The sequence below is a fragment of the Bdellovibrio sp. HCB290 genome (assembly GCF_047305925.1).
Lineage (GTDB): Bacteria > Bdellovibrionota > Bdellovibrionia > Bdellovibrionales > Bdellovibrionaceae > Bdellovibrio.
In genome coordinates, this window is record NZ_CP178620.1 from 2,372,817 (window position 1) to 2,396,239 (window position 23,423).

Consider the following 23,423-nt stretch of genomic DNA (forward strand, 5'->3'; position numbering starts at 1 on the left):
CCTGCCCCTTAAAGGGATCAATGCACGCTGTCTTTGGGGCCTTGGAAAATGGTATCGGTCGAGCCAAAAAGACGGTGAAAGTTCCCCGTAGTGATATCTAATATTTCCAAAGGATCAAGGGATTTTAGCTTCCCTATAGTCTTTGCCACCTCCCAAATGGATTCAGGTGGATTTAGACGTCCTTGATAGGCCGGCGGGCCTTGATCAGGGCTGTCACTTTCAATCAATAAAAACTCCAACGGGATTTCACGTACGGCTTGATGCAACTTTTGATTGTCTTCGCGACACACCGGGCCCCCGACAGAAAGGTACAACCCTCTTTTCAGGAAATCCTGTGCTTTGCCCCAGCTTCCATTGAAGGAGTGTACCATGCCTTTTTGCGGAGGCAGTCCAAACAGGTCCATGATCGTAAGCGAAGGTTCGTGCGCTTGCACCAGATGCAAAACCAACGGGCGACTGGCAATGTGGCTCAGTTCCAACTGTTCCTCGAAAGCGGTGATTTGCCGCTCTTGAGAATCCTTCATGATATGAGGGCGAAAATCCAAACCGACCTCCCCCAACCCCATGGCCTCAGGCAGTTCCTGGGCAAGAAGGTTTATTGCAACCTCCAGCTCCTCGTCGCTGTGATCAGCCACCCAATACGGGTGCACGCCATAGCAAAGACCAATGTGATGTGGGAATTGCGCCTTAAGCCTTCTTTGACGTTCCCAGTCCTCGGGGCCCACGCCCCCTTGCATGAAAAAGTGGATCCCGCGGGCTTGGGCTGCTTCGATGATCTCTGCCTGCTGGCCGTCCCAGCGTTGATCTGCCAAATGTCCGTGAGCATCGATCCATCGTCCAAAAGCCACCATTGTGCCCCCTACTGGTCTGTAATCAGGCCTATAGACTGGCATGAATTCAGGACTCGAACAACCAGTGTCTTACTCCGATAAATGTGATTGCGAAGGAGTATTTTTCTATGAAGCACAAAGGATTGCGTTTGGGTTTTGACGTTTCTATGGCTAAGGGCGCGACCCTTAAGCCCGTTAAAGTTCATTTCTGGAATGATGAAGCTGGTTTTCAAAAGTTTAAACCCCACGCACCGTTCAAATATATGAGTGATGCCTTGGTAGGTCTGTCACTTGTCAAATTGAACTCCTACATCAAGTCCCCTCTGGCGACTAAAAACATGGATTATCCCTTCGCGATGGATGCCTGGAACACATTGGATCCTCATGTAGAGATCTATGGTCGCTCTCAAGCACGTGTTCGCTCCCTGCAATCGCAATTGCCAGTGCTTGATCCAAAACTTTGCGCTTTGTTTGAAGAACATTTCAACGAAACATTTGAAGTTGCGATGACTCCGCAAGGCGTTGATCTGACAGCTTTGGGTCCTTTGCTGGAAACTTTCTCGTGGTTTGAAAACAAAATGGAAGCGCCTTTGCTTTACAATTTCGGTTTGAACTTTTCAAAACCGTTTATGGATAAGCTGCACACGCTTTACTCTTTCCTTTATAACTTGCGCAGCCTGGTAGCAATCGATCACAACGCCCACGTTCAGGATGCTTCCCACGAAGCTGTGAAAGTGGATGCTGTGACAGACTATCTGCCGCGCGTGGAATACGTTGTGAATGATGCTCTTTTGTACTGGAACTTCAAACGTTTCTCTGAGCCGTTCACAGGACGTGGTACACCCGATGCACGTGTAGAGAAGCTTTTTGCTCACCCCATGGAAAAAGCATTCCAAAAGTATTCGCACAATGCTTGCCACCTGGTGAACAATCTTCCGAAATCTTTTATCACTTCTATGAATCCGGTCGAGCTGGAAGAAGCCTTCTATCTGGTCCAAATCGACTGGTTGCTGGGCTCCCCTGCGGGCTTGCTATTCAAAATCCGCGAAGAGATCTTTGCCTTGCAAAACGGCTACGAAAAGATCTTCTGGAAGGACGTTGAGCCTAAGAACCACAACAAGCCTGTGGCTTTGCACTTAAGCTGCGAAGTGACGGAAGAGCTGGTTCACGGTATCAAAGCTGCTTAATTGACAGCTTCAAATTAGAAATAAAAAAGGGAGCTCTTGAGCTCCCTTTTCTTTTAGGCCATTTTCTTTCTTTGGATCATCTTTTCGCGGATTTTTTTAACCACGAAGTACACCAGCAACAGCGCGATCACTCCGAAGACCACCAGTTTAAACTGGCGAAGTTTATTCAGGATCGGCTCGCCGAAATGGGCTAGCAAATAGATTTGCGTCGGGACACTGATCGCAGCCGCAAGACCATCGATCACCAGGAATTTCCACACCGGAAAGTGCAACATTCCGCAGGCCAAGTGACCCGGGAAACGAATGCCTGGAGTGAAACGGAAGATACCGCACGCGTAAGCGCCGTACTTGTGAGTCCACTCCTCCACACGTTTCATCAGGTGTGGTGGGAACATTCTATGAACGCGGGGATGATATAAAAGTTTGCGCCCGAACACTTTGCCTATCGTATATATGAGAACGTCACTTAAGAAGACCGCGAGGAATGCCACGAAGGCTGCGGTATGAACGTTCACAACAGGAGCGCCAGGATATGGTGGAGGGAAATGATCCGGATGAGCCCCCATAAAAGCCAGGATGCCCACGCTGATCAGGGTGACTTCTTCAGGAAGAGGCAAACCAAACGCAGAAAGCAACATCATACCCACCAAACCGGCATAGACCATGTATGGTTGATAGGCGAACTGTGCTAGCCACTGAAATATCGGCTCGTTTGCAAATTCCAAAAGCAAATCTCCTAGGTTCCCTACTATGCAGGCATCCGCCCCACTTGAACACCCACGTCACGCTGTGCTATGTTCACTTTCCACGATTAGGATCAGTATGCAGAGCGAAAGAGGATTTGAATACGGCGTAAAACACATAATCAGCCCAATATCCGGGCCGGTGCGTGATGTTTTATTAAGCATTCTACAGCTCTCACCGGATGAAATTGAATTCCTAATTCACCTTGGTGCGGTTTATCTCAACCATAGTCGCATTCTTGAAAACGTTTCGGTTTCTTCGGGTGACTATTTAAGAGTGCATACCAAGCCGCGAAGATTCCCAAAAGGTAATGTCGACTTCACAAAATGTATTGTTTTTGAGAATGAACATTTCGTGGTTGTTAACAAACCTTCTGGAATTCCTGTTCATGGCAGCGTTGATAACATTCGCGAGAATTTGCAATCCTACATGGAAGAAGCCGTGGGCGTAAAACTGTACGTCACTCACCGCCTGGATGTGCCGACGAATGGTTTGATTGTCTATGCGAAAACAGTAGAGTTCCAAACAGCGTTCAACAAACTTCTGATCGCGCGAGAAATTAAAAAAATCTATCGCGCAAAAATTGAAGGCGCTGCGCCTGCTGCAAATATTTTGAAGCACTATATGGAGCCTTCTCCCCGCGCACCGAAAACCGTCAGCCACGAGCCGAAAGAAAAATGGCAGGAATGTGTGCTGGAGATTTTAGAGGTTACAAAACAGGATTCCCATACGGAATTAAGAATTCATCTGCATACGGGGCGGACTCATCAAATTCGTGCACAGCTGGGTTATGAAAAATCCCCGATCATCGGCGATCACGCCTATGGGGCAGAAAAAAGATGGAGCGAAGAAAGAATCGAACTGACTGCCTGCGAGATCGAATTCTCGAATCCCCTCACAGGCGAAAATCATCTGTTTAAAATATAGAACTACAGCAAGTAGATGTTCGTCATTAGGCTGTACTGCGTGTTTTGCGGTTGCCAGAACTGAACATCTTCGCCGCGGTTACCGCTGGTAAGCATAGTGTCGTTACCGATCCCCAGAGTAAATGAGAAACCACGGGCAGGTTTGATCCAGAAATCCACACCAGTACGAAGTGAAGTTGTGTGACTTGCTTCAAGCTGCTCGACTGTAGAAGCATGATACCAGCTTTCATCGAAGCCTACGCTTGTGGATACTTGGAACACTTCGTTCAAACTCCACTCAAGTTGCAGGTAATGTTCCAAACCAAATTGCTTATTGGTTCTGCGTGGGTCCGAGAAATACATCCCATCATCACGGTAACCAATCTGATCATTAAGGCTGGCTGTTTGGCTCTGCCAATAAATATCCGGTTTTGCCACGTAAGCAATCGACCAGGAATGAGCGAACTGCCAGTCTGCATAACCCTCAAGACGGATCTTAGTTATCATACCGGTGTTCTGAGCATTCTTACTAGTTGGCAAATACAACTTCACTTTACCGGAATAATCGATCGGACCGAAATAACCCAAGTCATAGTTGGAGTAAACGAAGTGAATATCATGCAAAGAAAAGTCCGAAGTGACATTGTCACCGTAAGCATTTTGTCCGGCAGTGTTGTAGTTGAACGGCAAATTCAACGCGATTCTTTGGTCAGCGCCTAACTTGTAGCGAATACCGAAATAGTCATAAGATTCGATGGAGCGAGTGCCTGATTCAGTTTTTCCAGGCTTCATATTGGATTGGGAAGCTACGGAGAAAAACGTCAAAGACCAGTCATTGGTTTTACCGCTTACAGATGTCGCAGAGACGAAGTCATCACCATCCAAAACTGCAGCAAATGCAGATGTAGAAACGAACAAACCTGCGAGCAATAAACCGGTCGCTTTTTTTAACATTTTTCACTCCTAATTACGGAAGCTTACGAGTAAGTCCTGAAGGTTATGCCATAGCGCCTTGCATTAAACAATAGTCAAAAATTAGACAGTATTTTGACTTGAGGGGCCGCCCCAAAACCTCTACTGTGTGGGCCTATGAAAAAGAACACGTTGCTTATGAATCTGATTCTGTCTCTGGTATTGGCCCTGCTTACAGGCTGTGCCGTATCCTTCTCTAAAAAACAATGGGACCTGCCGCCCAAGGCCGATGACGAAGTCAGCGTGATGTCCTTCAACGTCGAAAACTTGTTCGATACTGTAAAGACTGCAGGGCATAACGACGAGACGTATTTGTCGGTAGCTTCAAAAAAGAAGGATGCGAAACTACGCAGTGCCTGTGTCGCAAACAACGACAGCACTTATCGCCAAAACGAGTGCCTTTCCACGGATTGGGATGATCATGCTCTGGAAAAGAAACTAGAAAACCTGTCTAAAGTGATCCTGGATGTTGATGGCAAGGGCCCTGACAATTTAATGATCATGGAGATCGAATCTGATGTGGTTCTAAAGCAATTAAACCAGGCTTTGGCTCCGGCTAAATACATCACAGAAGTGATTATTGATGGCCCAGATAAGCGCGGCATCAATCTGGCATTCCTTTCCCGCTTCCCTTTGGTAGGCAAACCCGTTTTGCACCCTATCCCTTGGAAGGGTAAAAACGAAAATGACCAAAAATGGATGGAGTCTTCCCGCCGTATCCTTGAAGTAACCGTAAAAGCACCTAATGGCGATCCTATTACTTTCCTGGCAGCCCATTTCCCGTCCCAAGCGAATCCTACTTACTGGCGTGAACAGATCGCGAATTTCGCAGTAGAGTTGATCAAAGCAAAAGGTCCGAATGCGATGGTTGTCTTCGGTGGCGACTTGAATATCTCTGCAGAAGAGGAAAGCAGCGCCCACATCTTCCGCGATATCCTTTCCAAAGGTGGTGCGGTTTCTCATTTAGTTGGTTGCAAAGACTGCCCGGGATCGCACAACTACCGTGGTGGCTGGTCGTTCCTGGATGCACACGTTTACAGCCCGGCCCTATTGGCTGACGGCACTGGTAGCTACCAAATGCTGCCGCAAACGATTGATGTGATCCGCTACAACCCATTGCACTTGAAAAAAGGCAAATACCCGAAACGTTGGGATTACGACAACTACACAGGGGTTGCCGATCACTTCCCGCTTTATGTTCGTTTGAAACAAAGAAGCCCGGCGAAAACTCCGGTTGTAGATGAAGCGGCTAAAGTTGATAAAAAAGATGCTGCTAAAAAGAAGAAAGCAGCTCCCGCTAAAAAGAAATAGCACTTCCCCAGGTAACAGTTCCCTTTTCGTACTGCGTGGCAGTACAAAAAGGGAACTGTTACCTCTCCAAAAAAAAATCCGCGACTTTTGATCGCGGATTTTTTTTAACCCAGAGTCAGAATCTCTTCCGACCATCCTTGCGTAACTTTTAGTAAACCAACAGTCTCATGACGTCGACTGTGGGACGTTGACCGCAAGCCGCGATTTTTTGTTCCCAGTCTTTGTCTGTGATTTTGATCAGCTCTTGGCCAAAGATAATATCATTCTTTTTGCCTCTGCCCATGCTGATTTTTGCTGCGCCATTAAGTTCACTGCAACGGCCTTCAATTTTCACTGAAAACTCTTCAGCTTTGACCTTGAACTGTTTAGTCCCCAAATTCAGGAACATGTTTGAATCAACGACTTTGACCTGAGCCTCATTTAAACTCGCACGATCAATAAAAAACGTTGAGTCATAGTTGAAATCCTGTTTTTGAAAACCTTTACCAGCGCGGTAAGCAGTATTACCTTCAGTTCCAATATTAACACTTAGAACACTTTCATCGCCTGGAACTTCATTCACTGTTAATTCATATACTTCAAAGGTATTCAGGAATGATCTGGTCTTTTCACCACCAGGCCCGTTATTCTTGTAAATATTCGATCCAATTATAGCTAGAATGGTTTTCTTGCTAGATCCAATTCGTGCACCCGCTGCATCCACTTTTACAAAGGCTTTAAAATCTTTCTCGGCAACGCTGGTGTTATCGCCCAGTTTGTTCGAGTACTTCAATTCATCCTTAGTGGATTTCACGATCAAATGCTTGACGCCTTTTTCGGTCTTTTCTTCCGTGACTGTATAAAGCGTTTTTGCAATATCTGTATTGCCCAAAGCGACCTGAATAAGCTCGATGGCTTCAATTTGCTTTTCCATCATCACTGATGCAGCAGAGAATGCGCCGAAATCAAAAGCATTGGGATTGCCATTTTGCTTAACTATAGGCTTCTTTTTAGTACCTTTAGGTCTGTCGACTTTCGCCATGACATCGGGAGTACCGACCTCAATATCGTTAGGCGTACAAGCTGTCGTTAACAGTGCGGAAGACAAAAATAAGGCGGAAAGGACTTTTAGGCTTTTCATGGTCGCAGAATCTACCCTGATCCTTACAATTCCGCCAGAGACAAATCCTCTTTTACAGGGGTGTCAAAATAGTGAACAAACAGCGGATGCCGCCATTGTTGATTTTGAGCTCCTTCTCGATTTTATAGCCATTTGGAGCCGGTTGAACCTTGTCCTTTTCTGGATACAAAATCCCCAGCTTTAGGGGCTTATAAAGGCGACATAGCTCGGAAGCCAGGGTTTTTAAGCCCCCTTTGCCTGCGACCGGTAAACGCTCGCCGTAAGGGGGATTTACGACCATCCACAGGTGGGCCGGTATCTCAGCAGCATTGGGATTAAGAGCGTCTTGGACGCCGAATTGATGAGCCTGCGACACGAACTGATCGCGCTGATAGGCCTTCAGTTGAGCTTCCACTTCCTGGAAGTTCTTTTGCGCAATCACTGGCATTTCGGGATTGTTGTCCATTCCGATCAACGTCTTAAACGGTGCTCGTGCGGGAATTTCGTAGTTCAACGAAAAACTGGGCGAAAGGAAAAGCTTCGGGCATTTTTTCCAGGATTTAAAAGCATAATCCCGGTGAAACTGACCAGACCACAGGGCACGGGCTTCCGTCAGGAATGTCCCAGAGCCCATCATCGGATCATAAAGATTTACATCAGCCACTTCAGCCGGTGTCGCTTCACCAATCATTTCGCGCAGCAGTTCTGCCGCGATGGTTTCACGCATTGGCGCTTCACCTTTAAGCACAGACCAGCCGCGCTTATGCAGGTGCTCGCCTGTGGCATCCAGACTGATCGTGCACAGATCGTCGTCCATACGGATATAGATAGATGCACACGGGGTTTCCCCCATGCTGCCTGCGAAAATTTCGCTCAGGGCTTTTTCAGCACTTTCCTGCAGACGTTTTTCATTATTCAAACGACTTTTTTGCGCAGCCACTTCCCATTCGACATTCGCGTGGGGAAGAAATTCCTTCCAAGGCAGAGATTTAAATTTTTGATAAAACTTTGGCAGATCTTTGGTGCGAAATGAAGTCATTCGCAACAACACGCGGTTCGCGGTTTTCAAAAAGAAATTCAGCTGCAAAGCCTGAAACAACTCTGTTTCAAACTCCAACCCACCCATGTGAACTGTCACTTCAGGAAAACTTAAAGAGTGCGTCTTCGCATCCTTACCCAATAAGTACGGCCACACCTCTTTCATTTCCATCAAAGCGGTGTTTTCAAATCCAATGGGTGTCGAAACGAAAAAACGATTCACTATTAAAATCTCCAGTACGCATCAAATAGGAAGAAGTAACCATCCACAGGTGAAATTTTAAATGAAGACACATCGGTGGAGTTCACAGATAAACTGAAATGGAAGCGATCCCAGATTTTCACATAGGTCAAATATCCACCCAGTGCCTTGGTTTCAAAGTTATAGCTGGGCCCCAAAAGAACACGGTCCCAGTTATCCAGGATGAATTCGTAACCCGTTTGGAAGGACGTTGTACCCAGGGACTTCACTGCGGTGATGTCTTCAGCGCTTGCAAACGACATCGCAGCCACTGTGAACAAAGTGTGGGAAATCACGCTTTCGGAAGAAACGGAATCCCAGAAAATCGTAAAGTTGAGTGTGGTGGAAGCATCTTTGGGAACGTAAGCCACGTTCGTACCGAGTGAAAAAATATTGGAATCTGATTGATACACGCGATACTTCGCCGCCGCATTGGGTGCTCCACCCACATCAGCCAGCAGGATGGTATTCACTGATAAACGGTCTGTCAGGCCGTAGCTGACCTGGCCGTACCAGGTGATCAAATACTCATTTTGCCACAAAGTTTCTGCAGTTTCACCCACGGACACACCTTGTGTGAACAAGGCCTTATACTTAGAAGAAATATCTTTTCCACGAGTCTTCACAAGCAGATCAGTGGTGCCTTTGTATTTTTCGTTATCCGAGGAAAGATCGATATGCGAAATCTCGTCGCCGACTTGCAACAGATGCAAACGAGACTGACGCAGCAATTCGGCTGTTATCTCATAGCTACCATCTTCATTATTGCTAACGCCGATGATTTCCAAAAACCCAATAACTCCCACGCCTTTTTTTTGTGCCTGAACAGAAACGGTCTCGCCAATGCGCCAATCTTTCGAAGTGGATGTCGCCTTCAATGTTTTGTCATCCAGAATTTGACTGATTCGAGCGGTCGCATTGGGATCAGCGTTAGGATTCAATTCAGATGCAGGCCCACGGACTGAAATCTGAACTTCCTGATCCATGGCATGATAGGAGTTCGCGTAGGATTTATCACCCCACACCAATGCAACTAAAATAAGTCCCCAGATTCTAAGCCCCAACATCTGGACGACATTAGCTTAGTTTGGGATCTTGTTCAATTTCTGGTTCTAGCTATTTTTTGCTGGAGTTGGCTTTATTTTGAGCTGAAAGAGCCTGGGCCGCAGCCTGCTTCCTCATCAGTGCCTTGACCAGCTCTTTTTCTTTCATGACCTTGATAACCCGTAGAAGATTCAAGCGGGTTGCATCCTTCATCCACATCTTCTGAGCCTGGAACCAGGCTAACTCAGCAGCACTGCCTTCCTTGCCATAGAATACCAAGTACGCAAATCCTTCGTTCAGCAATGTCTCACTGGTCACCGTCGTATTTGCTCGAATAAATGGCAAAAAGCGAGGAGACGCCGCTTTAACTTCAGACAAAGCCAGCGTTTGGCTGCGATCTTTGTCATAAGTCACCATCACTGACTCCAGATAGTGCGTGATCGTTACCATCGTGCGGATATTTGCGACTTCCACACGGCCACTTGACTCATCAATAGAGACGCGCGCAACAAGACGCAAAATTTTATAAAACTCGTTCCACTCTTCCTGTTTCAATTTGGCTACGAAATTCACCATCTCTGGAAGGTTATTGAAGTACTTGCCAAAGCGCTGTCTTAATTGAGTTTCAAAACAAGAGTTATCAAGATAATTGAATCCCAATGGGTCCACGGCTTTATCAGCAGTACGGCATTCCTGCATATCATTGTAAATTGAAGACGAGGACGACAATCCAGCACTGAACAACAAGCTGATAAATTCGTAGGTTTCTTTTTGATTCATGAATTGATCGCCATTTCCACTGAAAGTGAAAAAGTTCGCTTCCTGGAAGCTACGGCTTGCAGTATTCCCAGTACGTCGATCAAAGGCCTTCAGATCAAACATCAATTCTTTAAAATCTTCGTACCACGTATACAGACCGTTCGGCTGAATGTTCGCCAGTCTTAATTCACCACTGGTGTCATTGCCGTAGGCCAGCATCAAAGCCCGGGTCATCGCGCGCATAACATTGGCGCGGGTTAACCCCAGCCAGTCCGTGGTCATTGGTTCATTATTGTTGAATTCTTTAACTCGCCCTTCAGGGTTGTAGGCAATCATCAAGTCAGAGTTCAATAGATCGCCATAGTCCTTCCACGCATTGGCAAACGCCGCCTGCTCGTAAGGATCAATAGTGAACCCCATGCGAATGGCATCGTCACTTTTGAACTCGGCATAGGATTTCAACAGGTCTTCTTTTTTGATGGGCGTATTCGCTTTGGAATAACCCGTCATTTGCGAATCAATAAATCTTTGAACCAGGCGCCATACATTGTATTCACGGCGCAGAGCCACGATGTGTTTCTTTTCAAGTCCCAAAATACCGCGGGAGTCACCATTGCGACCCGGCTCCAGCAATCTTAAAATCGCTGCACGATACAGGATCTCCACAGACTCCGGGCGCACGTTCAACTTTGATTTCACCTGTGGCAGGTTCAAAACTGTCTCAATCAGACTGTCGATGTCTTCCAAAGGAATCGTGCCGCCAGCGTTGATTTGCGGACTGCCTTCCAAAAGATCCAGGGCCTGACCAAGGAACTGACTCACCTCGCGCACCTTATCCTGGCTACCGGTATCGAAATTATGAATCACATAGTGATACTTTAAGAACAGACCATACAGATCGATCAGACTGTTTAAACTGCTTTTCCATTGAGTGTGCGTGCCCAATTGAGCTTCGCGCCCCATCAACACATTTTTGACCACTTCCACAACCGGCATCCACTGGGAAACCCGGGCGTTGGTATTCTCCTCGTTTACGAACTCTTTAAATCCTTTGATCGCTTTCTTGCCGTCTTCAAAAGAATAGTCAGAACGAGTCACTTCGGTTTTTTCCAACAGACGCTGCAAGCTGATGCGCAATTGTTCGACCGCGGCAGAAACACGCTGCCAGTCAGCGGCATCCTTTTCAATATTTAAGAGCAACAGTCTGATATGCGGAGCCAGGTCCACGGCCTCATCACGAACGATCGCAAGCACTTCCACCAGACGAGTGATTTCATCCTTGGTCAAGTGATTACTGGAACCGCCCAAAAGTGCTTTTTTAATTTTCATCAACTCCAGAGCGAACTCTGGCGTAACGACGTTTTCCTTTAGGAAATACTTACTGAAGAAACGACGCATTTCCTCGACGGTGTAGGCATTGGCCTGCGCCCCGTAGGTTTTCTTCTGGAAGTACAACAAGGCCTGACGAAGGCAATCCACAGAGTCATTGATTTCGGACTTATCTGCTTCACCCTTGGTCAGGCGCTGCAAAGAAGACGGAACGGTTTTCAAACAGACCAACTTGTCGTTGGCGAATTTTAACTCTTCTTCTTTGGCTTCCTGGCCATTGATAAAGTCACTGCAACCAGCTGTGGAGATCAGCATCACTGCTGCTAATAGCAATGAGAACATGCTTTTAAAAGACATAAGCAGCTCCCACCATCAGACGGTCGTTATTGGCAAATTGCGAAAGTTCATTGCGATTATCATCGCTTGTCGGACCGGCTTTCAACATCTGCATTTCACCAAACAGAGTCCAATCCCCTGTCAGGCGCAGACGTGTATTAAAGCGCAAAAGCTGAAAGTCGTTTTTATCAGATTGCGTGAAACTTACTTTGGATATCAATCGGCGGGCTTTGCCCAAACCAATATTATTCAGGAATGAAATCTGATTTGCCTGATAGAAAGGATACAGATTCGTCAAAGGTTCGTTCGCACGGTCCGCGCCCACTTCATTTACACGGCCACCATGAATATCCAAACGCATGACACTCACTGCCCAGTTGCCGCCATCCCATTCCACAAAAGGACTGACCAGAAGAGCATCTTCAAATGTGGGTTGTGTCCAATCCGGCTCGTCAATTAATTGCTCTTTAGAGGGACGATCCCAGATAGTGCTCACACCTAAGCGCAGTTTTTCAGATTTATAAATGACGTCAGCACCTGCCAACGAATGATAAAACACTTGAGGTCTTAACTCGACATTACCTTTCAGAGTGCTTAAATCAAGACTGCCTTGGTACCCAACGGCAAGAGTATTGTCGGGCTTATACATATAGCTCAGTTGCGCTTTCAAACCATTGGGATCGCCAAATGCCAGCTTTGCCCCGTAAGAGTTTTGCAAAACGACTTCGGTCGTTGATGGCTGATTCATGTTGTATTGCATTTCTGTGGCTTCATTCCAAATACGCACGCTTTTGGGTGGCTGATGAAACCAAGGATTTCCTTTTACGAAGTCACCGCTTTCAATTTCAAAGCTGGGCCCCTGACTTGGAATATAAATGGGCGTTGCAAACATGGTGAATGAAGCATTTTTGGACTGCATCTGCCAGAAAATACCGGTTAAACCCTGGCGCTCTGCCTGCAATGGATTCCATTTAAACAGCGGCTCCCAAACGCCCAGGTCCCAGCGGGCATCAAGCTCACTCCATAGCAATTTTTTACGACCGATATAAAAGGTTTCTGAATCACTTTGACGAGTCTGAACATAGAGCTCGGAAATATTCAAATAGTTCAATAGTGGGGCGCCCATAGCCACCCCGCCCGAGATGTCCATGCGCAGGTTCGCGTCTGAAAAAGGCTCTGTCTTAATTGCTGCACCGATGAATTGATAGTTGGTTTTCTGCGTAGCTTCAAATTCAGGGCTAATAAAGGAGTCCGAGAATAGCTTCATCTCCGTGCGCACCTGCGCCACGGCGAAACCTGGGAGCGCAATTACTGCCCAAATTATCATCAGATGAAATATAGAGGCCCCTTTTTGGGGATGCCTAAATAACATAGTACTCCCTATTCTGACCCTTATTCATCAAAGGTCATGCCTTGTCGAGAGCCATTTTAAGCAGGAAGGCCATGGAACGTTTTAATCATGTGACCTTTTTGGGCGCCCTTGCTAAACTCGGCTCATGTTTCAAAATGAGACGCCCCGGGGTGCTAAATTTTTAATCATTCGCTTTTCAGCGTTTGGCGATGTCGTGCAGACATTAAGCGTGCCCTCTGCGCTCGCTCTGAGCTTCCCCGAAGCACAAATCCAGTGGATCACCCGTAAGGACATGGCTCCGCTGCTGCGCAATCACCCGCACATTCACAAGGTGTGGGAGTTTGACCGCAAAACTGGAATGCTGGGACTGATCAAACTTGTCTGGAAAATGCGCGCTGAAAACTTCACTCATATTTATGATGCACACAACAACAGCCGCTCTCGAGTGATCGCATTAATTCTTCGTCCTTTGGGTTGCTTGGGAATTGGACCTAAATTCATTCGCAGATCCATCCGTCGCTGGAAAAGATTTTTGCTGTTCAGATTTCGTATCAACAAGTTCGAGCAGCCCTTCAACGGCCAGCGCGATTTGCTGGAACCGTTGCAAAAATGGGGTGTTTCAAAAACAGCTCCTCCTGCGCCGCAAATCTATCCAAGTGCTGACGTGATTGAAAAAGCCCGCGGTATTTTGAATGACTATGTGGGTGCAGTTTCATTGGCTCCATCAGCGGCTTACTTTTTAAAACGCTGGCCCAAGGATTATTGGAAGCAGTTGATTGCGCTTATGCCAGAGCAGAAATTCGTTTTACTGGGCGGGCCTGAGGATTCCTTTATCGAGGATATTCATGCGGTGGCTCCGGAACGAGTGATGAATCTGGCGGGTAAAACTTCTTTGCAGGTCAGCTCCGCAGTAGTGGGCTTATCCCGTGTGGTGATCAGCAACGACACCGGACTTTTGCACGTGGCCGAGCAGTTGGGAAAACGCACGATTGCCTTGATGGGTCCTGCACCATTTGGTTTTCCCTCACGCCCAACCACTAAAATTATGGAACTGGATTTGTACTGCCGACCTTGTAGCAAACACGGCCAGGGTCCTTGTGTAAATAAAGAGAAATTTCATAAGTGCCTGGTCGACATCACTCCGGCACAAGTCGCAGACCAACTTCGCAGCATTCTTAGGGATACTTTATGAGCGTGTTGATTTTTTGGCTTTATAAAACAGTTATCGTGCCTTTCGCATGGATTGTTCTACAAATCCTGCGTCCCTTCATCAGCGGAAAACTTCGCGAAATGATCGAGGACAAGAATCGCGGCTTTTACAAAATGACCCATCCGGATACAGAGAAACTGATCACTTTGCATCGCCCTTTGTGGATTCATGCTGCCAGCGGGGAAATTGAATACGCCCGCCCGGTGATTCGTGAGTTTAAGAAAAAGCATCCGGATATTCCTGTGATCGTGACTTACTCTTCCCCATCCGCAAAAAAGATTCTGGAAAGCATGCACGACATCGACATGTGGACTGCTCTGCCTTGGGAATTTGATTTTTTAATTGCCGCTTTCATTGCCAAATGGAATCCCCGTGCTTTGTTGTTTTCCCGCACGGATGTGTGGCCAGTTCTGGCTCGTACTGCGAAAAAGAAACGTCTGACAACGGGTCTGTTTTCCGCGACTTTTGCCGACAACTCCTCGCGCCTTAAAGGCATGTCAAAATACCTGACTAAGTACGCTATGAATCAGCTGGATGAAATTCACTGCGTGTCTGAAGAAGACCGCCAGAATTTGTATTCACTGGGAATTAAAGCCCGTATTGAAGTCAGTGGCGACACCCGCTTTGATCAGGTTTTCCATCGCCTGGAAAACCCAAAACAACTGAAAAATGAACTGATGCCCTCAACCGACGAGTTTGTTTTTATCGCGGGCTCGACTTGGCCTGAAGACGAAGCGGTTTTGGTTCCTGCTTTGGCCAAGATGAAACGCGATAATTTGAAAATCATCTTTGCTCCGCACGAAACAACTTCCGAGCATTTGGAAAAACTGGAAAAACAATTCAGCGATGCTGGAATTCCTTACGTTCTTTATACCAAATCCACGCAGTGGCCTGTGGGTAGCATTTTGCTGGTCGATAAGGTCGGAATTCTTGCCGAGCTTTACACTTGGTCTGATATTGCCTTCATCGGCGGAAGCTTTAAAAAACAAGTGCACTCGGTGATGGAAGCCTTGGCCGCTGGTTTGCCAGTGATGGTCGGTCCTCATCACCAGAACAATCGCGAAGCTTTGTTTTACCAAAAACGCAATTTCTCATCAGGCATGATTGTGCAAGTTGTGCACTCGGCTGACGACATTGTGGTACTGATGGATCGCATGCGCAAAAAGTCCTTTGCATTCCCTCACATCAAGGAAGAAATTCGCTCTGAAATCGGCAAAAATAAGAACTCCACCCAACGGGTTATCAGCAGCTTCTTTTGAGACACTGCCCTTAAACTAGAGATTAAGCTCTAAGGGCCATTCTCAGCCCCTGTTAAGCAATTTTTGGCACTCACCAAAAACTCGCATTATTAAACCTACTATATTTGTTTTAAAGATTACAAAGCGTGCACGGAACTTGAAGGAATACCTGCAAACGGGGTTTTATGAAAAGGTCCGCCATTACAACAATTTGTCTCATTTTGATACAGGCGACGTTTGCCTTCGCGCAAGGCACGTCCGTAATGCCGGTATCAAACGAGTCCGAGAAGTCACGCTTCTCGGCGGAATGGCGTTTGTCCATGAAGGGTCAGGACGAAAGCGATCTACAGACCCAATCCAAATACGTAGACCTGCGTTTGGAAGTTAAATCCAAGTATATCCTGACGAATTCCCTATATCTTGATCTACAACCGGCGATCCGCATGGTTTCTGGCCAGGCACAAACCATCGACGGTGCTGATAGCATGAAGAACGCCCTGCTGTTGAATCAAGCTGGCGTTATTTTTAAGCCTTTAAGCAGCCTTCAATTCGCAGCCGGTGCTTTGAACCAAAGCTACAATCACACATCACTTTTGGTGGATTCCATGGCCTTCCCAACAGCTCGTGCCCAAAGCCTGTTCCGCTTGGGTTCCACTGTTTCAGGCCTGGTGCTTGAAACTGCTATTCCAACATCGACATCTTTAAGCACGAACACTCAGGAAAAAGAACCCACTCCAGGTTTAAATACGGCTGCAGTTCATGTGAACTACATGCCTTCCAAATCTGCTTTCTGGAAAAACAGCGTGGGCTACTTTGTGTACAGCAACCTGCCCTCCTCTGTCGCACAAAACTCCATGCTATTGGGTAACGAAGTGAACACGATCTCTGATGCTCACTACGAGTTTATCAACGAATATGCGGGTATCGAAGCCAGCACGGAATTGCAGATCCCTCTCGCAACACTGTTCGACGTTGTCCTGGGCGCTGAATACTTGAAAAACCAAAAAGCCCCTGAAGATGTAAATACCGCATATAGCGTATCTGCAGGAGCGGTCATTCACATGTCCTCCGCACTTGATTTTGGTCTTACTGGAAAATTCTTTTCTGTGGCACCCGAAGCGGCCGTTGCCTACTTCAATGCTGGCGGTTATGAAACCAACCGCATCGGTTACCGTGTCGACACTGTTTTTTCACTTAAAAAGCATGGATTTAACATCGGTGCTTCTTACAGAGATTCTGAAGTCATGTTCTCAAATACAGTTCAATCACGCGAGAAAACTATCATGATCAAGTTGGAGACTTTCTATGCAAACATCTAAAATGATCTTTGCAAAACTATTCCTGGGAATGAGTCTTATGACGCTGGCAGCGTGTAACCTGCCTTCACCTAAAGACAAGGCCTCCAACACGCCAGATGCGGCAACCTTCACGGTTGACAGCATCAAGGGAACTGCGTCTGCGGAACAAACTGCGGGTGCGTTTGCATTGCCGGAATCCAAAGCCTTCAACTTTTCAGTTTGCGTAAAGGACGTGGCTTATAACAGAGTTATCAAAGGCCACAAGTTTTTGATTAAAGAAATCAATCAGGAAGTAACCTCCGATGCGGCTGGTTGCTTGAACTGGTCTGAAAAAATCAAATACAACTTTTTGGCAGACTCCCAGTACATCCAAATCAACCGCAACATCCAGGGCTTGGGACTACAAAAAGGGACACGCGAAATTGATCTTGCTATCAACCCATGGTCTCACGGTGAAAACCTGCCAGCAGTTGTCGACCTTCGCAAAGAGCAAGTGGATGCCCTGGTAAATGATGAGAGCGCAAAACAACTGGCTCTTAAAGGCTATGGTTCAGACGAAAAGATCCGTCCACGTAAGCTTTGGATGGAAGACGGCCGTTTGTTCGTGATCGAACAGAAGATGTCGACAGAAGGCGTGACTCTTTCCCTGGAATTCCGTAGCGCCCCTTCCATTCAGCTTACCAAAATGAACGGCGAATTCGTTTTGAAAAACCTGACTGCAGGTACCTTCAAAGCACGCATGAGCCTGATCCACATCTATACTGAAAAGAACAAGGAAATCCACCGTCGCCTGGGTCAAACAGAAGAGATCCAAGTGAAAATGGAAAACGGAAGCCTGGCTTTGAAAGCGCCAATGACTTTGAACGCGATTCCCACTCGTGGACAAATCGCTTTTGGTCTGGAGCTTTCCGCTGTCAACGGACCGGAAGGTTTGACACCTTTCGAGGGCATTTACATGCTGAACGAATACGATCAAATCAAGGGTTCCAACTTCTTAAAAATCGGCTCCCAAGTTGTCCAGACGCCAAACTTCAAGCTGTCTGAATACATCAACGCTGAAATGATCCAGACTTCCAAAACAAACTCGAACTCGGTGGATGATGAGACTTATCAAAAACCGAAGATCGAAGTTTCACAGCTGGAATTCAAATTTGTTCGCGTGGGTGAGGAAACTACGTCCATGCGCGAAGTGATTTACAGCGTAAAAGCCTGCGTGAAAAACGGTCTTGATCAAAAGAACACGCGCGCGCATACATTTACAATCACCAAGTTCCGTCAAAACGAATCGGAGCCTGCTAAAACTGTCAGCATTAAGACTGACAACAACTCCTGCGTGACTTGGGACGAAAGCATCAAATTCAAGTACTTTGACTGCCAACGCTTCATCAAGGGTTCAGTGCAAATCTCCAATGCAGATCTTGGCATGAACGAATCTATCGGCATGCTGGTGAATCCTTGGGAAAACTGGGGCCCAATGGCCCGTGACCTGCGCTACGTAGATCCAACTGAAAAGTTGATCTTGGATTGCCGCAAGGAAGATCGTCCGCGCACACAAGTGATGCTGGATGCTTACAGCTACAATACTGTTTCTTACAACTACTCTGTGGACTCGTTGTTCAATCTGACTATGATTAAAAAGATCCAGGTTCGCATGGATCCACACTTACTGGTGTATTCAAGCTTGTCGAACGGTCGCTCTGAAGTGCAAAAGATGCGCGACGGTACTTACTTGCTGAAAATGGCTGTAGTTAAGAATGCCGATTATGACACTAACAGAACTTTCGTGACGGCTTCTGAAAAGCTGGTAACAGTTCTTTCAGGTCAAATCAATACGGAGATGAAATTTCAAACTCAGGATCTTAAAGCCCTGGGGAACCGCAACACGATGTTGATCGAGATCTATCCAGTGGACGAATCCAAAGTTCAAGTGGGCGCTGACTCTCAACTTACATTGAAAGATGCCAAGGCAAGTTTGAATTCTGCCATCGACAAATCCAGCACACTTGAAACACCGACATTCATGGGTCCCATCGTTCTGAATGTGGACGAGGCCGGCCGTAACGTGCGCCTGGCTGATGCGTCGGCAGTGAATAAATTCTTACTTGAGGGCAAAGGCTCCAATACGCAAAAAAATGGAATCGCCGAAATCATCGCGCAAGGACAAATCGAACAATCCCAGCGCATGAAAAACCTTGCGGGTATGGCCAAGGCCACGGTCTTTGCCCAGCAAAATAATTTGGATTTGATCACTCTGAACACGGCTGCAGATAAAAACACTCTAGGCGGTTTGGTTCCGTCCCTTCCGGGTCGCGCTGCCCGCCTTTTGACGACTAAAAAAGACCTGTTGAATACGATCGCAACAGGAAAACTGAGTGGCGATGTCGCGCAAAAGCTTTGTGCCTTCTGGGTTCAGGACTATTTGCCTCGCATGAACAAAGACAAAGGCGGCACTCTGGATCCACAGACGGCAATGACGCTGGCGTCTGATTGCTATAACGGAGTAAAAAAAGACCCAACAAGGTTCTTCCAGGTTGAGCGTCGCATGATCGCAAAACAAGTGATCGGCAGCCGCTATCTTCAGGGTTACAATCAAGGCTTAAGCGTTGGTACAAGCTTCGGTATGAGTCGCGCACATTCAACGGCGAAAACTCATTCTCACAGCGTTTCTATGAAAGCCGGTCTGGGTAAGAAGTTCCTGGATTTGTTCAACGTGGGTGCTGATTACGGTTATACAATCAGCTGGGCGACCACTGATGCGAATGCAACGTCGAACGGGGTTGGCGTTAACACAACCCAAACACTGACTGTGCAACAAAGCAGAATTAAAGTTCGCGTTGCCAAGTACGAACAATGTGCGGTGGTGAACCTGAATCCAGCACTTTTCATTAAAGGTCAGAAAAACTGGTATGACTTCAGCAGATCTGATTATTTGAACGTGCTAAATCCACGTTTGGGTGAAAACGAAATCGTAGCTGCTGTGACTCGTGGCTTGATGCTATGTGAAGGTACTGAACGCTCTCTTCCAGTTGATGTGACTGAAGATTACTACATGATCGCTCAGGAAACATCGAGCGCACAGATGCAGGACAATGGCGACGATCGCAATCGTAACTTCTTCCTGGCACTGCGTTCTGCGAACGACTTCCATAAGTTTGTGACAGCGATTAAAGGTAAAACTTTGATGCCGCAATCAGCAGGCACATCGGAAGATATCATCACTGATGCAAATCAGGCTTTGATCAAGACCTTCAAACTTGGATTGCCGGCAACTCCGGGAATGTTCAGAAACTAGATATTCAACTTTGCCTTGGCCCAACCAAGCACTCTTGTAAGTCTTGGGCCAAACAGGTATTCACACTCTTCCGCACTGGCCCAGCGATATTCCTGATGCTCGGGCACTCCCAAAACTTTACTGATACCCATCACGACTTTTTGATCGGCAGAAATTTGTGCTAGGAAATAGCGCGCGACTTTGCCCTTGCTGTAGGGCTCGGTGTCGTAGTGATTCTTGCCGTGAACAAACTGGGGATTTACCAAACCCGATTCTTCCTGCATTTCCCGAATGGCGGCCTCTAGCGGATCTTCGCCGGGCTCGACTTCGCCTTTGGGAAAATCCCAGTAGTTAAAACTGCGCAGAATTAAAAAGCGCACGCCCTGTTCAGTATTTTTATAAGGCACAATGCCCGCGGAAAGTGTGCGCGGAGGTCGCGTCACTTCGACGCCTCTTTTAAAGTCTCTTTCAAAAACTCAATCGAACGCACACCGAACCACGAGAACGACTCCCCGTTGACGATAGCTCCCTCGACACCCAGCCCTTTAAGATCTGAAACTTTTTTGGCAAAGGGAAATGGCTCCGATGAAAACAAACACAAGGCATTCGGATGATCTTCCAATTCAATCACTGGATACTTTTCGCCTTCCGGCAACTCCACAACCTTCATTCCCAGCTTTTCCAAAACTGATCCGATATAAGTTTCGCGGCTGACCGCCATCCATGGGTTTTTCCAGATTAAATACAAGGCTTCGGAGTATTCCTGAGTCGGCATCTTCACCCACTCCAAGATTCCCGGAATTTTCTTGGCATTGAATTTCGCGTTGGGCTTTTCCAGAATATCCAGAACATCCACCGCCATTTCCAACAGCGGGGCATTTTCAAAAAACTCCCCCAGCTTTACCAGTTCTTGCTGCAGGGACTCGAGGGAATAAACGTGAGTTGCCAGATATTTGACGGGACACTCCTCGGCCATTTCCAGAGGATTTTCTTCCTGATCCATCAGAACGATATCAGGTTTTAAATCCATCACCAGATCCCAGGAGACTTCCTTGGTTCCACCGACGATGGGAATATTCGTGATCATTTTAGCGGGATGAATACAAAAACGCGTGCGGCCGACAACATTGATTCCTGCTTTTAACAATGTCTCCGTCCACGATGGGACCATACAAACCACACGCATTCTTAAGTCTCCTACAAAGAAAAGACTACTGCGCAGGGATCATGGAGTCAAAAGCTGGTTCCCAGGGATTTTCCCACTGGTAAAACTCACGGCCATAAGGCATTCCATGAAGGACACCGTCCACCATCACATAACCCGAGTCATGACGGGGATTTGTGGATTGGTGAATCCAATGCAGAATCGCACCATCCGGTGATGGCTTGTAGTGACCCGCTTTGGCTTTGCTGGTGATATAGTCACCGCAAGATTCAACTTCAGCACCGATGCGAAGATTGTCGATTTCACGGAATTTAACATTGTAAATCAGTTCAATCGTGTCACGAGGACCTGTGCCGATTTTCACTTGAAAGTGCTGATGACTGGACCGGCCAGGATAAATATTAGTCACTGTTCCCAGGATGTGCCCACGATCCTTGTACTGGTTTTGCGATTGCTTCTTCCATTGCAAAACCTGTTCATTATTGATTGGCAGCACCTGCCCTTTTGCAATGCAATCCGGCGCAAGCTCGTAACCCAATGCGATGGAACCTGATAAAATCAGCCCCAAAACGGACAATAAATTCCATTTCATAATGCACTCCTTTGCATATAAAAATGGTCGGTCATTTTTGCGGCCAAGGCTAGTCAGATGTGGTGTTCCATTTGTCAGAGTTTTGTTAACCCCGCAGAGCGAAAATAGATTGAAAACTTGATTCTTTCAGAGAGGCGGATGACTATGTCCCCTTTGAAAAAGCGAGGTAAAAATGACGCAACTATTCCCAATTAAAGAAAAGCCAGCATTGAGTCCCTACAAAAAAGGCGACGTACTTGTGTTGTTTGGCGAACTTTTCTCCCGTGGATATGCCAACGGTTTAGTTGAAGAAGCTGAACGCCGTGGAATGACGATCGTTCGCGCCACTGTCGGTCGCCGCGAAAAAGACGGTTCATTGCGCGCTTTGACTGCTGAAGAAACAGCCAACATCCCTCAACCATTTATCAATGTTCCCCTTGAAGCAGGTTTTGACATGGAACCCGCTGCCAATGGCGTGACCCCATGTGATCAATTATCAGGCATTAAATTGGGCGAGTGGGAAAACGCGAAACTGGACTGGAAAGCCATCGACGAATCCCAAAAAGCAGGGGTTGAGCGTTTTAAAAAGAACACCGACCTTTTCGTCAAGGAACTTGAAAAACACATCCCGGCTGGCGCCAACGTTTTGTTCGCCCATTTGATGGCTGGTGGCGTTCCCCGTACTAAAATCGTAATGCCGATTTTAAATCGCGTTTGCAAAGGCACGGGCGATCGACACGTGGGCTCCCAAGTATTGATGGATTCTGAAATCGGTCAGTTCTGTTTGCGTAACTTCAAGGAAGTAACGGCCGAGACCTTCAAGCACCTGGTTGAAATCTCTGCTCCTTTGCGTAAAAAATTGGAAGCTTCCGGCAGCCATGTTTCTTACACAGCTTACGGCTACCACGGCACAGAAGTTTTGATCAAAAACGATTACAAATGGCAGACTTACACGTGTTACTTCCAGGGTTGGGCGAAAATGGCGTTGGAGGATTACTCCACCGCTTTCGCCAAAACAGGCGTTCATTGTTGCGTATACAACTGCCCAGAGATCTTGACGAACTCAAGCTCCGTCTTCCAGGGAGTTGAAGTATCACTTTATCCTTTGGTCGCAGCTATCCATAAAGACGCCGGAGATAAGAAGCACGGTGAACAGGTTCTTAAGCAGTGCCAGGAACTTCTAAAAGACGGCGTCACCTTTGAACAGATCAAAGCATACACGGACGAGTATCTGACAAACCCGCTGACTTTGGAGTTTACAAAGTATGCGCAATGGCCTCAACATACTCGTCAGGATCAGATGGAGTACATGTTGAAGTCTTCGGACTATCTATTTGATTTACATAAGGATCAGAAGAATCTGATCACTGCCGTTTTGTCTGAGGTTGTCTTTAAATCCTGTGGCTATGTGATGCTTCATGATTCCTGGACACCGAAGTCACCGGTTGCATGGTTGGGCCACGATATCGTTGCTCGCTGTATGTGATCTGCACTCCGGCTCCGCCGGAGTAATTAACCTTCGAG

General features: G+C 46.9%; 19 protein-coding genes. 8 read left to right on the forward strand and 11 right to left on the reverse strand.

Going from position 1 to position 23,423, the window contains the following annotated elements; translation table 11 throughout:
* Positions 1-17: 17 nt before the first annotated feature.
* Positions 18-851, reverse strand: a complete 834-nt coding sequence (locus ACLVWU_RS11715; RefSeq protein ID WP_413574903.1) for a TatD family hydrolase — start codon at positions 849-851, stop codon at positions 18-20.
* Positions 852-958: 107 nt separating this feature from the next.
* On the opposite strand from ACLVWU_RS11715, the gene ACLVWU_RS11720 reads away from it, so the two are divergent.
* Complete coding sequence (locus tag ACLVWU_RS11720) at positions 959-2,017, forward strand: hypothetical protein (protein WP_413574904.1); 1,059 nt, start codon at positions 959-961, stop codon at positions 2,015-2,017.
* 53 nt (positions 2,018-2,070) lie between these two features.
* Here ACLVWU_RS11720 and ACLVWU_RS11725 read toward each other — a convergent pair whose 3' ends face one another.
* A complete protein-coding gene (locus ACLVWU_RS11725; protein ID WP_413574905.1) occupies positions 2,071-2,742 on the reverse strand; it encodes a DedA family protein in 672 nt (223 codons plus the stop codon).
* Positions 2,743-2,839: 97 nt separating this feature from the next.
* Between ACLVWU_RS11725 and ACLVWU_RS11730 the strand changes: the two genes are divergently transcribed.
* On the forward strand, positions 2,840-3,688 hold the full coding sequence (locus tag ACLVWU_RS11730) for an RluA family pseudouridine synthase (protein ID WP_413574906.1): 849 nt from the start codon (positions 2,840-2,842) through the stop codon (positions 3,686-3,688).
* 2 nt (positions 3,689-3,690) lie between these two features.
* On the opposite strand, the gene ACLVWU_RS11735 is transcribed toward ACLVWU_RS11730, so the two are convergent.
* Entirely contained in the window at positions 3,691-4,620 is a 930-nt protein-coding gene (locus ACLVWU_RS11735) for a hypothetical protein (RefSeq protein ID WP_413574908.1), read from the reverse strand.
* A gap of 135 nt (positions 4,621-4,755) precedes the next feature.
* Between ACLVWU_RS11735 and ACLVWU_RS11740 the strand changes: the two genes are divergently transcribed.
* Positions 4,756-5,949 (forward strand): endonuclease/exonuclease/phosphatase family protein, encoded by a 1,194-nt coding sequence (locus ACLVWU_RS11740; protein WP_413574909.1) that lies wholly within the window; start codon positions 4,756-4,758, stop codon positions 5,947-5,949.
* A 148-nt stretch (positions 5,950-6,097) separates the two neighbouring features.
* On the opposite strand, the gene ACLVWU_RS11745 is transcribed toward ACLVWU_RS11740, so the two are convergent.
* From ACLVWU_RS11745 to ACLVWU_RS11765, 5 genes are read right to left on the reverse strand one after another with little or no spacing between them, the layout of a single operon-like run.
* The gene (locus ACLVWU_RS11745; RefSeq protein WP_413574910.1) at positions 6,098-7,069 is read right to left on the reverse strand and encodes a hypothetical protein; all 972 of its coding nucleotides are present in this window, start codon (positions 7,067-7,069) and stop codon (positions 6,098-6,100) included.
* Positions 7,070-7,121: 52 nt separating this feature from the next.
* A complete protein-coding gene (locus ACLVWU_RS11750; protein ID WP_413574911.1) occupies positions 7,122-8,309 on the reverse strand; it encodes an RNA methyltransferase in 1,188 nt (395 codons plus the stop codon).
* A gap of 2 nt (positions 8,310-8,311) precedes the next feature.
* Positions 8,312-9,394 (reverse strand): hypothetical protein, encoded by a 1,083-nt coding sequence (locus ACLVWU_RS11755; protein WP_413574913.1) that lies wholly within the window; start codon positions 9,392-9,394, stop codon positions 8,312-8,314.
* 49 nt (positions 9,395-9,443) lie between these two features.
* Positions 9,444-11,816 carry a hypothetical protein gene (locus ACLVWU_RS11760; RefSeq protein ID WP_413574915.1) on the reverse strand — a complete coding sequence of 791 codons (2,373 nt, stop codon included), beginning with the start codon at positions 11,814-11,816 and terminating at the stop codon, positions 9,444-9,446.
* A complete protein-coding gene (locus ACLVWU_RS11765) occupies positions 11,806-13,062 on the reverse strand; it encodes a hypothetical protein (protein ID WP_413574916.1) in 1,257 nt (418 codons plus the stop codon). Before ACLVWU_RS11765 ends, ACLVWU_RS11760 begins: the two co-directional genes overlap by 11 nt.
* Positions 13,063-13,360: 298 nt before the next feature.
* Between ACLVWU_RS11765 and ACLVWU_RS11770 the strand changes: the two genes are divergently transcribed.
* From ACLVWU_RS11770 to ACLVWU_RS11785, 4 genes are all read left to right on the forward strand, one after another.
* Complete coding sequence (locus ACLVWU_RS11770) at positions 13,361-14,338, forward strand: glycosyltransferase family 9 protein (protein WP_413574917.1); 978 nt, start codon at positions 13,361-13,363, stop codon at positions 14,336-14,338.
* Complete coding sequence (locus tag ACLVWU_RS11775) at positions 14,335-15,615, forward strand: 3-deoxy-D-manno-octulosonic acid transferase (RefSeq protein ID WP_413574918.1); 1,281 nt, start codon at positions 14,335-14,337, stop codon at positions 15,613-15,615. The genes ACLVWU_RS11770 and ACLVWU_RS11775 overlap by 4 nt, the downstream gene beginning before the upstream one ends.
* Before the next feature lie 164 nt (positions 15,616-15,779).
* Complete coding sequence (locus tag ACLVWU_RS11780; RefSeq protein ID WP_413574919.1) at positions 15,780-16,913, forward strand: hypothetical protein; 1,134 nt, start codon at positions 15,780-15,782, stop codon at positions 16,911-16,913.
* On the forward strand, positions 16,900-20,184 hold the full coding sequence (locus tag ACLVWU_RS11785; RefSeq protein ID WP_413574920.1) for a hypothetical protein: 3,285 nt from the start codon (positions 16,900-16,902) through the stop codon (positions 20,182-20,184). The genes ACLVWU_RS11780 and ACLVWU_RS11785 overlap by 14 nt, the downstream gene beginning before the upstream one ends.
* Here ACLVWU_RS11785 and ACLVWU_RS11790 read toward each other — a convergent pair.
* Genes ACLVWU_RS11790 through ACLVWU_RS11800 form a run of 3 tightly spaced genes read right to left on the reverse strand, consistent with a single transcriptional unit; the run spans position 20,181 to position 21,920 of the window.
* Positions 20,181-20,606, reverse strand: a complete 426-nt coding sequence (locus tag ACLVWU_RS11790) for an NUDIX domain-containing protein (protein WP_413574921.1) — start codon at positions 20,604-20,606, stop codon at positions 20,181-20,183. The genes ACLVWU_RS11785 and ACLVWU_RS11790 overlap by 4 nt on opposite strands.
* A complete protein-coding gene (locus ACLVWU_RS11795; protein WP_413574922.1) occupies positions 20,603-21,349 on the reverse strand; it encodes a helical backbone metal receptor in 747 nt (248 codons plus the stop codon). The genes ACLVWU_RS11790 and ACLVWU_RS11795 overlap by 4 nt, the downstream gene beginning before the upstream one ends.
* A gap of 25 nt (positions 21,350-21,374) precedes the next feature.
* Positions 21,375-21,920, reverse strand: a complete 546-nt coding sequence (locus tag ACLVWU_RS11800; RefSeq protein WP_413574923.1) for a DUF3465 domain-containing protein — start codon at positions 21,918-21,920, stop codon at positions 21,375-21,377.
* 172 nt (positions 21,921-22,092) lie between these two features.
* On the opposite strand from ACLVWU_RS11800, the gene ACLVWU_RS11805 reads away from it, so the two are divergent.
* Positions 22,093-23,385, forward strand: coding sequence for an enoyl-acyl carrier protein reductase FabMG (locus ACLVWU_RS11805; protein WP_413574924.1), 1,293 nt, complete (start codon positions 22,093-22,095; stop codon positions 23,383-23,385).
* The last annotated feature ends 38 nt before the right edge of the window (positions 23,386-23,423 follow it).

Coding starts and splice junctions, on each gene's coding strand:
- ACLVWU_RS11780 (WP_413574919.1), top strand. CDS start 15,780: ATGAAAAGGTCCGCCATTACAACAATTTGTCTCATTTTGATACAGGCG.
- ACLVWU_RS11715 (WP_413574903.1), bottom strand. CDS start 851: ATGGTGGCTTTTGGACGATGGATCGATGCTCACGGACATTTGGCAGAT.
- ACLVWU_RS11760 (WP_413574915.1), bottom strand. CDS start 11,816: ATGTCTTTTAAAAGCATGTTCTCATTGCTATTAGCAGCAGTGATGCTG.
- ACLVWU_RS11805 (WP_413574924.1), top strand. CDS start 22,093: ATGACGCAACTATTCCCAATTAAAGAAAAGCCAGCATTGAGTCCCTAC.
- ACLVWU_RS11720 (WP_413574904.1), top strand. CDS start 959: ATGAAGCACAAAGGATTGCGTTTGGGTTTTGACGTTTCTATGGCTAAG.
- ACLVWU_RS11735 (WP_413574908.1), bottom strand. CDS start 4,620: ATGTTAAAAAAAGCGACCGGTTTATTGCTCGCAGGTTTGTTCGTTTCT.
- ACLVWU_RS11730 (WP_413574906.1), top strand. CDS start 2,840: ATGCAGAGCGAAAGAGGATTTGAATACGGCGTAAAACACATAATCAGC.
- ACLVWU_RS11755 (WP_413574913.1), bottom strand. CDS start 9,394: ATGTTGGGGCTTAGAATCTGGGGACTTATTTTAGTTGCATTGGTGTGG.
- ACLVWU_RS11745 (WP_413574910.1), bottom strand. CDS start 7,069: ATGAAAAGCCTAAAAGTCCTTTCCGCCTTATTTTTGTCTTCCGCACTG.
- ACLVWU_RS11785 (WP_413574920.1), top strand. CDS start 16,900: ATGCAAACATCTAAAATGATCTTTGCAAAACTATTCCTGGGAATGAGT.
- ACLVWU_RS11775 (WP_413574918.1), top strand. CDS start 14,335: ATGAGCGTGTTGATTTTTTGGCTTTATAAAACAGTTATCGTGCCTTTC.
- ACLVWU_RS11740 (WP_413574909.1), top strand. CDS start 4,756: ATGAAAAAGAACACGTTGCTTATGAATCTGATTCTGTCTCTGGTATTG.
- ACLVWU_RS11795 (WP_413574922.1), bottom strand. CDS start 21,349: ATGCGTGTGGTTTGTATGGTCCCATCGTGGACGGAGACATTGTTAAAA.
- ACLVWU_RS11765 (WP_413574916.1), bottom strand. CDS start 13,062: ATGAAGCTATTCTCGGACTCCTTTATTAGCCCTGAATTTGAAGCTACG.
- ACLVWU_RS11800 (WP_413574923.1), bottom strand. CDS start 21,920: ATGAAATGGAATTTATTGTCCGTTTTGGGGCTGATTTTATCAGGTTCC.